The 13,720-nt window shown below is 75.2% G+C and carries 10 protein-coding genes; 2 read left to right on the forward strand and 8 right to left on the reverse strand.

The features are described from left to right. From ACI8AP_RS12145 to ACI8AP_RS12175, 7 genes are all read right to left on the reverse strand, one after another. Window positions 1-1,152 carry an N-acetylmuramoyl-L-alanine amidase gene (locus ACI8AP_RS12145; RefSeq protein WP_456589601.1) on the reverse strand — a complete coding sequence of 384 codons (1,152 nt, stop codon included), beginning with the start codon at window positions 1,150-1,152 and terminating at the stop codon, window positions 1-3. A gap of 176 nt (window positions 1,153-1,328) precedes the next feature. Then, window positions 1,329-1,655: a thioredoxin gene (gene trxA, locus ACI8AP_RS12150; RefSeq protein ID WP_456563417.1), complete on the reverse strand. Its 327-nt coding sequence runs from the start codon at window positions 1,653-1,655 to the stop codon at window positions 1,329-1,331. Between the two features lie 121 nt (window positions 1,656-1,776). Further along, a complete protein-coding gene (gene trxB / locus ACI8AP_RS12155; protein ID WP_456589602.1) occupies window positions 1,777-2,808 on the reverse strand; it encodes a thioredoxin-disulfide reductase in 1,032 nt (343 codons plus the stop codon). A 75-nt stretch (window positions 2,809-2,883) separates the two neighbouring features. After that, complete coding sequence (locus tag ACI8AP_RS12160) at window positions 2,884-4,554, reverse strand: hypothetical protein (RefSeq protein ID WP_456589603.1); 1,671 nt, start codon at window positions 4,552-4,554, stop codon at window positions 2,884-2,886. An 80-nt stretch (window positions 4,555-4,634) separates the two neighbouring features. After that, on the reverse strand, window positions 4,635-6,707 hold the full coding sequence (murJ, locus tag ACI8AP_RS12165) for a murein biosynthesis integral membrane protein MurJ (protein ID WP_456589604.1): 2,073 nt from the start codon (window positions 6,705-6,707) through the stop codon (window positions 4,635-4,637). Beyond that, window positions 6,704-9,088 (reverse strand): DUF6049 family protein, encoded by a 2,385-nt coding sequence (locus tag ACI8AP_RS12170; protein WP_456589605.1) that lies wholly within the window; start codon window positions 9,086-9,088, stop codon window positions 6,704-6,706. The genes murJ and ACI8AP_RS12170 overlap by 4 nt, the downstream gene beginning before the upstream one ends. Further along, on the reverse strand, window positions 9,085-9,561 hold the full coding sequence (locus ACI8AP_RS12175; protein WP_091930860.1) for an NUDIX hydrolase: 477 nt from the start codon (window positions 9,559-9,561) through the stop codon (window positions 9,085-9,087). Before ACI8AP_RS12175 ends, ACI8AP_RS12170 begins: the two co-directional genes overlap by 4 nt. Window positions 9,562-9,873: 312 nt before the next feature. Between ACI8AP_RS12175 and ACI8AP_RS12180 the strand changes: the two genes are divergently transcribed. Next, window positions 9,874-11,373 carry a CCA tRNA nucleotidyltransferase gene (locus tag ACI8AP_RS12180; protein WP_456589606.1) on the forward strand — a complete coding sequence of 500 codons (1,500 nt, stop codon included), beginning with the start codon at window positions 9,874-9,876 and terminating at the stop codon, window positions 11,371-11,373. 49 nt (window positions 11,374-11,422) lie between these two features. Then, on the forward strand, window positions 11,423-12,370 hold the full coding sequence (locus ACI8AP_RS12185; RefSeq protein ID WP_456589607.1) for a matrixin family metalloprotease: 948 nt from the start codon (window positions 11,423-11,425) through the stop codon (window positions 12,368-12,370). Between the two features lie 12 nt (window positions 12,371-12,382). Here ACI8AP_RS12185 and ACI8AP_RS12190 read toward each other — a convergent pair whose 3' ends face one another. Then, window positions 12,383-13,654: an MFS transporter gene (locus ACI8AP_RS12190; RefSeq protein ID WP_456589608.1), complete on the reverse strand. Its 1,272-nt coding sequence runs from the start codon at window positions 13,652-13,654 to the stop codon at window positions 12,383-12,385. Window positions 13,655-13,720: the final 66 nt, after the last annotated feature.

The raw sequence follows: 13,720 nt of genomic DNA on the forward strand, positions 1-13,720 counted from the left end.
CTACGCCTTCTCGGGGAGGACGAAGGTGCCGGTCGGTGGGTCGGACTCGGCCGGGAGGTAGAGCCGCTGCACAGCGGCCAGGACGCCGTGGGCGATGGAGCTGCGCACCCGCGCGTCGAGCAGCAGCTGCCGGTCGACCGGGTGGGAGAGGTAGCCGCAGTCCAGCCGGACCGCCGGCATGCGCGTCATGCGCAGCAGCTCCCACGTCTTGGGGTGCGAGCCGAGGTCGAGCATCCCGGTGCGGGCGACGACCTCGCGGCGGGCCAGGTTGGCGAACTGCTCCCCCACCGTGGACGAGGCACCCGATCCGGTGCCGTAGTAGTAGGCGGCGACCCCCCGGGCGTGCTCGGACGGGTGTGCATCCAGGTGCAGGGCGATGAAGAGGTCGGCCCGGGCGTCGTTGGCGAAGGCGGTGCGTTCGGCGGGCGTCGGGTTCTGCTCGCGGCCGCGGGTGAGGTACACGGTGGCGCCGGCGGCGGCCAGCCCGCCCTCGATCCGGGACGCCAGGTCGAAGGCCAGGTCCGCCTCGGTCGTCTCGCCCACGGTGAAGCCGGTGTCCGGACCGCCGTGGCCGGCGTCGACGACGATCCGGCGTCCGATCAGGTGCGGGCCGCTCTCCACGAAGGAGGCGCTCTGCCGCAGCAGCTGGGGACGGCCACCGGTCACCTTGCGTCCCAGCTGGCGCAGGGCGCGCAGCGTCGCCGGGCCGCAGGTGCCGTCCGAGGTCAGCCCGTAGTCGCGCTGGAAGGCGCGCAGGCCGACCTCGGTCTCCGGGCCGAGGATGCCGTCGGCCCGGCCGGCGTCGTAGCCGAGCTCCAGCAGGCGTTCCTGCAGGTTCGTCACGTCGTCGCCGCGCATCGGCCGTTCCGGGTCGTAGCGCAGCAGCCGGTCACCCAGCGACCAGCGGGCCTCGGTGAGGGCCCGGTAGGTCTCCTCCCCGACCCGCCCGTCGACCGAGAGGCCGCGGACCTGCTGGAAGTGGCGGACGGCCAGCTCGGTGTCGGCGTCGTACTCCGCCGACTCCAGACCCGGTTCGTTCCCGTTCTCGGCAGCGGGGAGGAGGCCCAGGCTGCGGAGGGCGGCGTGCACGTCGGCGACGGCCGGCCCGCGGTCCCCCCGCCCCAGAGGCTGCATGCGGCTGTCGGTTCCCATGGTGTGACCGATTGTGGTCCCTCCCGCCGGGGACGGCGCACCGGGGGCGGACCAGCCCCCCGTACGACGCAGGCCCACCCGTCCGGAGGGACGGGTGGGCCCGGTGACGTGCTGGAACGGCCGCCCTTCAGGGTCCCGCGCCGAGCGTGCGAGGCGTGGGGGGAAGGGTGGCCCTTCTACAGGTAGTCGGCGAGGTCGCTCAGGATGGCGCCCTTGGGCTTGGCGCCGATGATGCTCTTGACCGGCTTGCCGCCCTGGAAGACCGTCATGGTCGGGATCGACATGACCTGGTAGTCGCGGGCGATCTGCGGGTTCTCGTCGATGTTCAGCTTCGCGATGGTGAGCTTGTCGCCGTGCTCGGCGGCGATCTCCTCCAGCACGGGGGCGACCATCTTGCACGGGCCGCACCACTCCGCCCAGAAGTCGACGAGCACGGGCTTGTCGCTGCCCAGCACATCGGTGGCGAAGCTGGAGTCGGTCACCGTCACGGTGTTGCCTGCCATGGTCGTTCTCCCTCTCGGTCGACTGGCTCGTTGCATGCGCTGACGAGGTGTGCCTGCCCGGACAACCGGCCGGACGGGTCGGTTATGCCCGGATCCGGCCGTTGCCCCGGCAGGCCCGCGGTCAGCGCTCGTCGAAGGTCTCGGCGAGCCACCGCTCGGCGTCGATGGCGGCGGCGGCACCCGTGCCGGCCGACGTGATCGCCTGGCGGTAGATGTGGTCGACGACGTCGCCGCAGGCGAAGACGCCGTCGATGTTGGTGTGGGTGGTCGGGTGGTCCACCTGGATGTAGCCCTCGTCGTCGAGCTTCAGCTGGCCGACGAACAGCTCGCTGCGCGGGTCGTGCCCGATGGCGAGGAACATGCCGGTCACCGGCATCGTCTCGGTGTCCCCGGTGGCGAGGTCGGTTAGCTGGACGGCGGAGACGGTGCTCTCGCCCAGGACGTCGGTGACCTGCTTGCCGAGGGCCCAGCGGATCTTCTCGTTGTCCTGCGCCCGCTTCTGCATGATCTTCGAGGCGCGCAGCTCCTCGCGGCGGTGGACCACGGTGACGCTCTTGGCGAACCGGGTGAGGAAGGTGGCCTCCTCCATCGCCGAGTCGCCGCCGCCGACGACCACGATGTCCTGGTCGCGGAAGAAGAACCCGTCGCAGGTGGCGCAGGCCGAGACGCCGCGGCCGAGCAGCCGCTGCTCGTTGTCCAGGCCCAGGTACCGGTACTTCGACCCGGTGGCCACGATGACCGCGTGGGCCCGGTGCACCTGGTCGCCGACCTTCACGATCTTCGGCTCGGCGGTGAGGTCGACCTCGGTCACGTCCGACGGCACGAGCTCCGCGCCGAAGCGCTCGGCCTGGGTGCGCATGTCGTCCATCAGCTGGGGGCCCTGGATGCCCTCGGGGAAGCCGGGGAAGTTCTCGACCTCGGTGGTGGTCATGAGGGCGCCGCCGAACTGCGAGCCCTCGAACACCAGAGGGTGCAGGTTCGCCCGGGCGGCGTAGGTGGCCGCGGTGTAGCCGGCGGGCCCGGACCCGATGATGATCAGGTCGCGGATGCCGTCGTGCTCGGCCGGGGGGATGACCGGCTGCTCGATCTCGCCGGTGGTCACGGCGGGGCCCGGCGTCGGCTGGTTCTCGGTGCTCGCGCTCACGGTCGCCACAACGACGATCCTAGGGGGGCCATTCCCGGGCGGGCCCGTCCCGTGCCCCGGTGGGGTGGGGGACGGCGTCCGTCCTCAGCCGGCGGTGCGGATCTCCACCTCGGCCAGCTGTGCGGAGAAGCCGTCCGGGCTGTCGACCAGGCCGGTGAGCCACACGAGCACGTAGCGGGCGGTCACCGGGTCGTCGAACGCGAGGTCGGTGGTCTGCTCCAGGGTGCCGTTCGCAGCCACGGCGAAGTCGTCGAGAGCGCCCCCGGCCGTCTCCGCGGTGCGGACCTCGACGGTGGCACCGGGCAGTGCCGTCTGGATGGTGACGCCGGAGAGGTCCTCGGCGCCCCCGAGGTCGTAGAGGACGCCGACGCCGGGCTTGAGGTTCCCGAACGCCGGGGAGCCGCGGTAGTTGAGGGTGGACCAGGTGGTGGCGGGGTCGCCGTCGTACGACAGCGGGACCGCGCGGTCGTTCTCCGGCTCGCCGTCGCCGAAGGGGTCGAACACCTGGGCGGCGGCGATGGTGGCCACCGGGCCGGGTGCGCTCCCCGGGTCGTCGCCCTCCGCACCGCCGTCCGCGACAGGGGCGCTGCTGGCCGGGGGCGTGGTCCCGTCGATCTCGGACTCCACCGAGTCGGTCACCGACAGGACGCTCGACCCGAACCACCACGCCAGGGCGATGACCACCAGCAGGGCGAGCAGCGGCAGGCCCACGACGACCAGCCGGTGCTTGCGGGCGTCGTCCTCGTCGTCGTCGAGGTCGACCGGGTCGGCGTACGGGTCCTGGTCCGACATCACGTCCGGCTCCAGCACCCCGAAGGGCTCGTCGTCACCGGCCGACGGGGCGGGAGGCAGTGCTCGGCCGGCCACGATGGTGTCCCGGCTCGGGTTGACCGCCGGCACCGGCTCGTCCTCGCCGGTCGGGCGCACCGGGGGCACGGGGGGCAGAGTGCCGGGCTCCAGCCGCACCGGCGCCGCGTTGTCGCCGCGGCGGTCCCGCGAGCGGCGGCGCCGTCCGCCGTCGGCGTCCTCGCCGCGGTACGACGCCAGCGCCTGGTTGGGTCCGGTGCGGGGCCGCTCGGCGAGCAGCGCGGCCATGGCGGCGACGCTGGACATCCCCTGGCCCGGCTCGGTCGAGCGCGCCCGGCGGGCGAGCGCCACCAGGTCGGACGGGCCGGACGCCGGCCGAGCGCCGGGGCCGATGCCGGTGAGGCAGGCCTCCAGCAGCTCGCCGAGCGCGGTGATGTCGCCCTGGACGGTGCCCGAGGCCGCGGGCACGGCCCGCAGCCCGACCAGCCCGTTGGGCCGGAGGACGACGTTCTCCAGCGTCAGGCCGCCGACCGCCAGCCCCACCCGGTGCGCCTCGGCCACGCCCTCGGCGAGCCGGCGGAGGACCAGCCGCACCTCCCGCTCCGGCATCGGCCCCGAGCGCAACCGGTCGGCGAGGGTCTCGCCGTCGATCCACTCGTTGACGACGTACGCCGCGCCCCCCGGTGCCTGCGGGTCGCCGCTGCCCTCGGAAGCGTCGTAGACCATCGCCAGCGCCGGGGTGGCCAGCCCACCCGCGGTGAGCGCGCGGGTGATCCAGGCGTGGGCGGCGGGGCCGGCCGGCACGTGCACCCGGACGGCGACGTCGCGGTTGAGGACCCGGTCCTTGGCGCGCCAGCTCTGGATGACGCCGGTGGGGGTGGTCTCGTCCGGACCGATCTGGTCGAGGGGCCGGTAACGCTCGGGCAGGCCGGTGGTCGTGGACGCCATCGACACTGTCGACTCCCTGTGCTGCTCCGGCCGCCGAGGCGGACGCTCCGGCACGGTCGGCCCCAGCGGCCGGCCCTCGGTCACCTGCGTCCCAGCCGGGCCCTGACCGCAGCCAGGGGCTCCCGGAGCTCCGGAACGCGGGCCACCACCAGACCGACCAGTGCGACGCCGCCGACGACCACGGTACCGAGGACGACTTCGACGAGCGAGCCTGCCATGGAGCGTTCGCCCAGGTCGCCGGTCACGATCCGGACAAGACCGCCGACGAGACCGGCCACGAGCGAGACGGCGGCGATCCGGGCGAGGGGGGTGAAGGTCTCGCGGGTGCGCAGCCCGCCGAACCGGCGGCGCAGCGCGAGGTCGCCGATGACCCACCCGGCGACGTAGGTGAGGCTCGTGACGAGCATCAGCCCGGCCACGACGAGCTCCGGCTCGACCACCACGGGAACCAGCACGAGCAGCGGCACCCGGACGGCCACCATGCCCATCTGGATGAGCGTGGGGGTGCGGGCGTCCTTCATGGCGTAGAAGACCCGCAGCTGCAGGAGCGTGACCGCCATGGGCAGCAGCCCGAAGGCGCCGACGGCGAGCGCGGTGCCGATGGCCTGCGCCTCGTCCACCGACGTGTTGCCGCGGGCGAAGGCGAGCACGCCCAGCGGCGGGCCGAGCACGGTGAGGACGGCGGTGACCGGCAGGAGACCCAGGGCCGAGAGGCGGGTGCCGAGCGAGAGGTCCTCGACCACACCCGGCACGTCCCGACGCGCGGCGGCCCGGCTCATCCGGGGCACCAGCGCGGTGAGCAGCGCGACACCGATGATCCCGTAGGGCATCTGGAAGAGGAGGCTGGCGTACTGGAACGCGGTGGAGCCCAGGCCGCCCGCGCGCTGCGCCGCGTTGGCGATCCGCAGCGCCACCACGACGCCGATCTGGCTCACGGCCACGTAGCCGATGACCCACAGGCCCAGGGTCCCGGCCTCGCGCAGGCCCGTCTCCCGCAGCCCCCACCGGGGCCGGAGCGGGATGCCGGCCTTGCGCAGCAGCGGGACGAGCACGACGGCCTGCACCCCGATGCCGAGCACCGTGCCGATGCCGAGGAGCCACACCAGCCCGGGGGCGATGGTGGCCGGCTCGAGCTCGCCGGGGCCGGCCGCCGCGAGGAACACCAGACCCGTGGCGATCACCACGAGGTTGTTGAGCACCGGCGCCCAGGCGGGTGGCCCGAAGACGCCCCGCGAGTTGAGGATCGCCTGGGCGAACGCGCCGAGCCCGTAGAAGACGATCTCGATCAGCAGCATCCGGGCCAGCCAGTTGGCCACGCGGTACTGCGCCGGGTTCTCGTCGAGGCCCAGCAACGAGGTCAGCAGCGGTGCGGCGAGCATGGCGAGCGCGGTCATGACCAGCAGGCCGGTCAGGGCGATGGTGGCCAGTCGCTGCGCGTAGGCGACACCGTCGTCCCGGTCGCGTTCCTGCGCGTGCACCAGCAGCGGGACGATCACCGAGGTCAGGACGCCGCCGAGGAGCAGCTCGTAGACGATGTTGGGCAGCGTGTTGACGGTGTTGTAGGCGTCGGCGAACAACCCGACGCCCAGGGCGGCGGCGAGCACCATCGTGCGCAGCAGACCGGTGATCCGGGAGACCAGCGTCGCGACCGCCATCGTGCCGGCCGCCCGCAGGATGCCGCCGCTGGCGCCGGGCGCGCCCTCGCGCCGCTCGACGTCCTCGTCGGTCTCCTGCTCGGCGCGCGGTACCGGCGGCAGCACCGGCATGGGGAAGACCTGGGTGTCGTCCGCTGCCGGCACCCAGCGGTGCCGCAGCGGCGGCAGCGGCGGCACGGGCGTGGCCGGTCGTCCCGGCCGGGCGGGCGGGACGGGTGGCAACCGGGGTGGCGACGGCGGCCGGGCCGCGCCGTCCACGACGGCCTCCGCGGGGCCGCCGTCGGTGGTGGGCGGCGCGGCGAAGACCGCGTCGCTCGGCGGGGTCGCCAGGTAGGGGGCCGGTGGCAGCGGTGCGGGAGAGCCCCAGCTGCGGCGGCCCGGTGCCGGCCGGGCGGGTGCCGACGGCGGGGGCAGCGGGAGCGCGCGGGGGCGGTCGCCGCCCTGCGCGCCGTCCACGGCGTCGGGGGGGTTCCCCGGGGAGCCGGGTCGCTCGCTCACACCGGGCTCCGCGTGGGGGCGGCGGACAGCCCCGGGGACCCGGGTCCGGCGCCGTCGCCACCCGGAACGGCGCCCCGGCGCCGCCGGAGCACGAAGCGCACGAGGCGCCGCAGGAACAGCAGGCCGAGGAGTGCGGCGGCACCGATGGTGATGGACAGGGAGATCGGGCCGTAGGCGGTGCTCTTGACCTGCATCTCCACCGGGTCGCCCAACGGGCTCCCGGACGGCGTCGTCACCTGCGCGGTGACGGTGAAGCCGCCGGACCGGCGCAGCTCGGTGGGCACCTGCAGGGTCGTGCGCTGCTCGGGCGCCAGGGTCTGCACGCCGATGTCCCCGATGGCCAGACCGCCGCTGGCCGGCGGCTCCACGTGCAGCCTGACGTCGACCGGGAAGGGCAGTGGGTTGTCCACGGTCAGGACCAGCGGCGCGTCGCTGGAGGCGAGGCTGTAGGTGCCGTCGGCCGGGGCGACGACGGTGACGCGCTCCATCACGCCGCCGAGCGTGCCTCGCGCGTCGGCGGCGGCGGCCACGAACGCCTCGGGGTCGTCGCGGCGGAGCACCGAGGCGGCACGAGCGATGCCGGCGTCGTAGGACCGCAGGGCCAGGTCGGCGTTCCCGGGGATCGCCTCGGCGAGTTCCTCCCGGGCGGCCACGGCCTCGGCGAGGACCGCCATCCCGGCCGGGTCGAGGGCGGTGTCCGTGCTCGGTGCGGTGAGCGTGCCGGCGTCGGCTGCCGGTGCGTCGCCGATCGCGGCCACGCTGCCCGCCTGCAGCCAGGGCAGGCCGGCGGTGTCGGAGATCATCGCGCCGGCACCCTCGACACCGGCATCGAGATCGCGCGGCGGGGCGACGAGCACCGTCTGCTCGCTCCCCGGTGGGGCCTGCAGGTTGAGCGCGGCCAGCTCCGCCAGGTAGCGCTGCTCGGCGATGCGGGGACCGCCCTGCGTCACCTCGGCGGTGCCGACCACGGCGCTCAGCGTGGGGTCGGCGACCAGCACGTCCAGCGCCCCCGCGCCGAACGGCACCGAGCTGCGGGCGATCGCGTCCGATCCGTCCAGACCGACTGCGGAGTCCCCGTCGGTGAGCGCGCCGCTGCCCAGCACCACCTGGTCGATCCCGCCGGCGCGCAGCGTGTCCAGCGTGGCGGGGGCGTAGGACCCGTCGGGGGCCCAGGCCAGGTCGGTGATCGGCGTGACGTCCAGGACGTCGGTGAGGATCGCCGTCCCCGCGCCGGTGTCGGATGCCTCGGCCGGCTCCGCGGGCGGCGCGCCCCCGTCGACGGCGGGGTTCTCGGTCACCGGCGGTGGGCCGGGAGGGTCCTGCGCGGTGCCCTCCGGGGTGCCCGGCAGGCTGCGGGTGACGACCATCGGGAGCCCGGCGGCCTGCAGCCCGTCGGCGTCGACGTCGCCGTAGGGCAGCGCCACGACCGGACGGGTGGCCACCACCGCGCGCAGCCGTTCGAGGAACGACCGGGCCGCGTCGGTGCCGGTGCCGGCGCCGGCCACTCCGTCGACGGCGTAGGGACCGTCGGCCATGAGCGCCAGCTCCTCCACGAGCGCGGGGTCGAGCGCGAGGGTGACCGGCAGGGGCGCGGCGGGCTCGGTGGCGGGCGGGCCGCCGGGCAGCCGCTCGATCACGGTCAGGGCGCGGTCCAGCCGACCGCCGGCGCCCACGGCCTCGGCGAGCCCGTCGTCGACGAAGTCCCCGGAGGCGTCGCGGTGGCTGGGCTCGGACAGGGGCCACAGCCAGGCCACCGTGGTCCGCGAGGAGGGCACGACGGGCTGCTGGACGAGGAAGGTCGACAGCTCGCCGACCCGGCGCTCCTGGTCGCCGTCGACGGTGCCGTTGACGTTGAACAGGACGGGGTAGACGCCGTCCTGGTCCAGCCGGAGCTCGGCGGAGTCGAGCGTGTAGCTGAACTCCACGCTGCTCCCGGGGGCGAGCTCGCCCGGCAGCGGGATGAACGCCGGCTGCACGGTGGTCGCAGGGTCGGGATCGCTGACCGCTTCCGAGAGCTCGGGCCGGTCGGTGCGGACGTCGCCGCGCTGCAGTCGCGCGGTCAGCCCGGTGATCGGTTCCGCCCCGGTGTTGGTCAACGTGCCGCTGAGGGTGATCAGCGCGCCCGGGGTCACCGTGCGGGGCTCGAAGCGGGCGACGTCGATGCGGACGGGCCGGTCGGCGGACGCGGCCTCGTCCGGGGCGCTGGGGGCCGGTGCTGCCACTGCCGGGGGCAGGCCGGTCGCCGGCGCGAGGAGGGGGGCGCCGAGCACGAGCGCGCCCGACAGCAGCGGGGCGAGCGCGGCCGCACGCCGGACGGCACCCGGCCGGGCGGGAGCGACGGCGGGGCGGCCACCGGCTCGGGTGGCAGCCGGCCGGGTCACGCGCTGTCGGCCAGGAGTCCGGGGGCGCGCTCGACCAGGGCACGCTCGTCGGCGTAGGCCAGCCGGGTGCTGAGCTCCTCCAACGGGACCCAGGCGACCTCGGTGACCTCGACGTCGGCGTCGGAGAGGGCGCCGCCGACCGCGCGCAGGAGGAAGTGGTGCACCGTCTTGTGCACCCGGCGGCCCTCGGCGACGAACCAGAAGTCGATGATCCCCAGCGGCGCGACGACCTCGCCGATGATGCCGGTCTCCTCGGCGACCTCGCGGACGGCGGTGTCCTCGGGGGTCTCCCCTGCCTCGATGTGCCCCTTGGGCAGCGACCAGAGGAGGCGGCCACGGCGGTCGGTGCGGCCGATCAGGGCGGCACGGGGCCCGGTCACGCCGTCGTCGGCCACCACCAGGCCCCCGGCGGAGGTCTCGTCGACCCGGCGCAGCCGGCGGCCCGGGCGTCCTCGCCCGCCCGTCCCAGCCATGTCAGGAGGGTAGCGCGCGTCCGGCGACAGCTCCGGGAGCATCGCAGCGAGCAGAAGGACCACGCTGCCCCCCACCGCTCGCGAGCTCGCGGCGGGACCCTGCAGCGGGGCCACGATCATCGGTCGACCGCGCGGAGCCGGACCGGTGCTCTCGTCGGCGACAGCTCCGGGAGCATCGCAGCGAGCAGAAGGACCACGCTGCCCCCCACCGCTCGCGAGCTCGCGGCGGGACCCTGCAGCGGGGCCACGATCATCGGTCGACCGCGCGGAGCCGGCTGGGGCGTTTCCGGGCCCGCACTACGCTGGCTCGTCGTGTCCGCCACCCCGCCGAGCCGCCCCGAGCCCGAACCGGTGCCCCCGGCCGTCCAGGAGACCGTCCGCACCCTCGTGGACCTCTCCCCCGTACTCATCGAGCTCGGGCAGCGCTTCGCCGCCGCCGGCTTCGAGGCGCACCTGGTCGGCGGCTCGGTGCGCGACGCCCTGCTGGCCGCTGGTACCGGCGGCGCCGGTGAGGTCGGTGCGGGCCAGGGTGATCTCGACGTCACCACCGACGCGCGTCCGGAACAGATCCTCGAGCTGCTGCGCGGGTGGGCCCGTTCCACGTGGAACACCGGCATCGTCTTCGGGACCGTGGGCGCCGACATCGGCGGGGTCCGGGTGGAGATCACCACCTACCGCGCGGACCGGTACGACCGGACGTCACGCAACCCGGAGGTCGCCTGGGGGAACTCGCTCACCGACGACCTGGCGCGGCGGGACTTCACGGTGAACGCGATGGCCGTCTCGCTCGGCCCGGACCGGACGGTGACCGATCCCTTCGGCGGCCTGGGTGACCTGCTGGCGAAGCGGCTGCGCACGCCCGGCGCCGCCACCGAGTCGTTCGCCGACGACCCGTTGCGCATGCTGCGGGCCGTCCGGTTCGTGGCCCAGCTGGGGCTGGCCCCCGACGAGGAGGTCGTCGCGGCGATGACCTCGCTGGCCGGCGAGCTCGCCCGGATCACCCCCGAGCGCGTGCAGGCCGAGCTCTCCAAGACGCTGCTGCAGGACGCCCCGCGCGCCGCCCTGGAGCTGTTCGTCGCCGCGGGCCTGGCCGACGTCGTCCTGCCGGAGCTCTCCGCCCTGCGGATGGAGATCGACGAGCACCACCAGCACAAGGACGTCTACACCCACTCGCTGACCGTCCTGGACCAGGCGATCGCCCTGGAGCTCGCCGACGAGGCGCACGAGTCCCCCGACCTGGTGCTGCGGCTGGCCGCCCTGCTGCACGACATCGGCAAGCCGGCCACCCGCCGGCACGAGGACCGCGGCCGGGTCTCCTTCCACCACCACGAAGTGGTCGGCGCCAAGCTGGTCCGCAAGCGGCTGACCGCGCTCCGCTACCCCAAGGACGTCGTCGAGGCCGTCGCCCGGCTCACCTTCCTGCACCTGCGCTTCCACGGGTACGGCGACGGCCAGTGGACCGACTCGGCCGTCCGCCGGTACGTCACCGACGCCGGAGAGCTCCTGCCCCGGCTGCACAAGCTCGTGCGGTCGGACTCGACCACCCGCAACAAGCGGCGGGCCGCGGCGCTGTCGGCGACCTACGACTCGCTGGAGCAGCGGATCGCCGAACTGGCCGCGCAGGAGGACCTGGCGCGGGTACGTCCCGACCTCGACGGCAACGCCATCATGGAGCTCCTCGGCCTGGGGCCGGGTCCCGAGGTGGGGGCGGCCTGGCGCTTCCTCAAGGACCTGCGGCTCGAGCGGGGGCCGTTGGACCGCGAGGAGGCCGAGGAGGCCCTCCGGGCGTGGTGGGCCGCACGCCAGCGCTGACCCCCCGGACTGGGCGGGCCGGCTCCAGGAGGGTCGCGACGGTGCCGACATGAGCGGTGTGCACCCCGAGCACCCCGACGACGACGCCCGGCTGCCGGCCTCCGCGACCGGCCGGACGCCGCAGTGGGTCCTCGACGAGCTGGCCGGCCCGGCCCCCGCGCCCCCTCCGGCGCCCCGCCGGCGACGCCGGGGCCGGTGGGCCGTGCCGTTCGTCGCCGTCGCAGTGGCGACGGGGATCGCCCTGACCGATCCTCCGGCGTGGCCCTGGGCGGCGGACGGCCTCCCTGCGCCGGGGACGGCCGCCCCCGCCGTCCCCGCGCGGCCGACCGACCGCCCTACGCCATCCGGGGCCACGACGCCGTTGGGTAGTCCGCCGGCACCGCCGGCAGCGGGCGGGGCGCACGCCTACGCGGCGCTGCAGGAGGACGGGGTGACGCCGGTCGCCTACGACCCCTGCCGCGAGATCCACTACGTCCTGCGCCCGGCCGCAGCGCCGCCGGGCACCGAGGAGCTGGTGCACGACGCCGTCACCGGGATCAGCGAGGTCACCGGTCTGCGGTTCGTCTTCGACGGCTACACCGACGAGCCGATGGGCGGGCAGCGGGCGCCCTTCCAGCCCGATCGCTACGGGGACCGCTGGGCGCCGGTGCTGATCGGCTGGCAGACCGAGGCAGAGGACCCCACCCTCGCCGGCGACGTGGTCGGAGCTGCCGGGAGCACCGCGGTCTCCCTCGGCGACGGACCCCGGGTGTACGTCACCGGCACCGTGAGCCTGGACGCCGGCCAGGCACCGCGCCTGCTGGCCGAACCGGGGGGCGCCGCCGCCGTCCGGTCGGTGGTGCTGCACGAGCTGGGGCACCTGGTGGGGCTCTCCCACGTGGACGACGACCGGGAACTCATGTACCCCGAGGCCCGGCGCGCGGTGGCCGAGTTCGCCGACGGGGACCGCACCGGCCTGGCCGCGCTCGGCCGGGGACCGTGCGTGCCCGAGCTCTGAGCGACGGGCGGGTCAGCGCCGGACCATGCGCGCGTGCAGCAGGGCGGTGGCGACGTAGCCCGCGCCGATGACGCCGAGCAGCGGAGGCGAGACGCCGGACGCCGGGAGGGTGAACGCCCCCGCCAGCAGCGCGGCGACGTAGCTGACGTTGAACACGGTGTCGTAGACGGAGAAGACCCGTCCCCGGTGGTCGTCGTCGATCGACTCCTGCAGCGTCGTGTCGACGCAGATCTTCACCCCCTGACCCAGGAGGCCCAGGACGAACCCGGCCGCCACGGCGGCCGGGGGCTGCACCAGCAGGCCCAGGCCGACCTGGAGTGCTCCGCCGACGGTCAGCAGGAGCCCGATCCACCGGTGCTTGCCGATGCGCCGCACGGCGGACGGCGTCACGGCTGCGGCGGTGAGCGTGCCCACGGCGATCGCGGCGACGACCTGCCCGAGCCCCACCAGGCCGCCGGGGAAGGCGCCGGCCTCGCCGACGAAGGTGTTCCGGTAGAGCAGCAGGGCCATCAGCGTCAGCAGGCCGAACCAGACGCGGTGCAGGCCGATCGCGGTGAGCGCGGCGGCGGCCGGGCGGTGCCGCCAGGCGTGCCGGGCGCCGGCGAGCATGCCGGCCAGCACCTGCGCCGCGGACAGCCGTGCCGAACGCGCCATGTGGTCGGGCCCCAGGTACCCCCGCCGGAAGCCGGCGACGACGGTCGCTGCCGCGAGGTAGGGCAGGGCCGCCGACAGGGCCACCGTGGCGTACCCGGCGTCGTCGGAGCCGGTCAGCTGGAGGAGGACGAGGGCCGCCCCGCCCCCGACCACCGTGGCCACGGCGCCCGACGTCGTCGAGAGGGCGTTGGCCGGAACCAGCGACGTGTCGTCGACCGTGTGCGGGAGCCCGGCCGAGAGCGTCGCGAGCACGAACCGGTTGACCGAGAAGACGGCGAGCCCGGCCACGTAGAAGCCCGTTCCCTGGACGCCGGCGACCACCAGCGCGGCCACCACCGCCACGAGGCCCGCCCGCAGCACGTTGGCGAGGAGGAGGACCTGGCGCCGGCTCCAGCGGTCCAGCCAGACGCCGGCGAACGGCCCGACGAAGGAGTACGGCAGCAGGAGGACGGCGAAGCCGGCGGCGATGTCGACCGGGTCGGCGGCGCGCTGGGGGTTGAACAGCACCGTGCCGGCGAGGGCGGCCTGGAAGACGCCGTCCCCGAACTGCGAGAGCAACCGTGTGCCCAGGAGTCTCCGGAAGTGCCGGCGCGCCAGGACGCCCCGCACGGTCGTCCCCGCCTCCGCCACCCGGCCACCCTAGTGAAAGGACCCCCTGCCCCCCGCCCCTCGCAGGCTCGCGGCGGGACCCTGCAG

This window comes from Blastococcus sp. SYSU DS1021 (genome assembly GCF_054050995.1).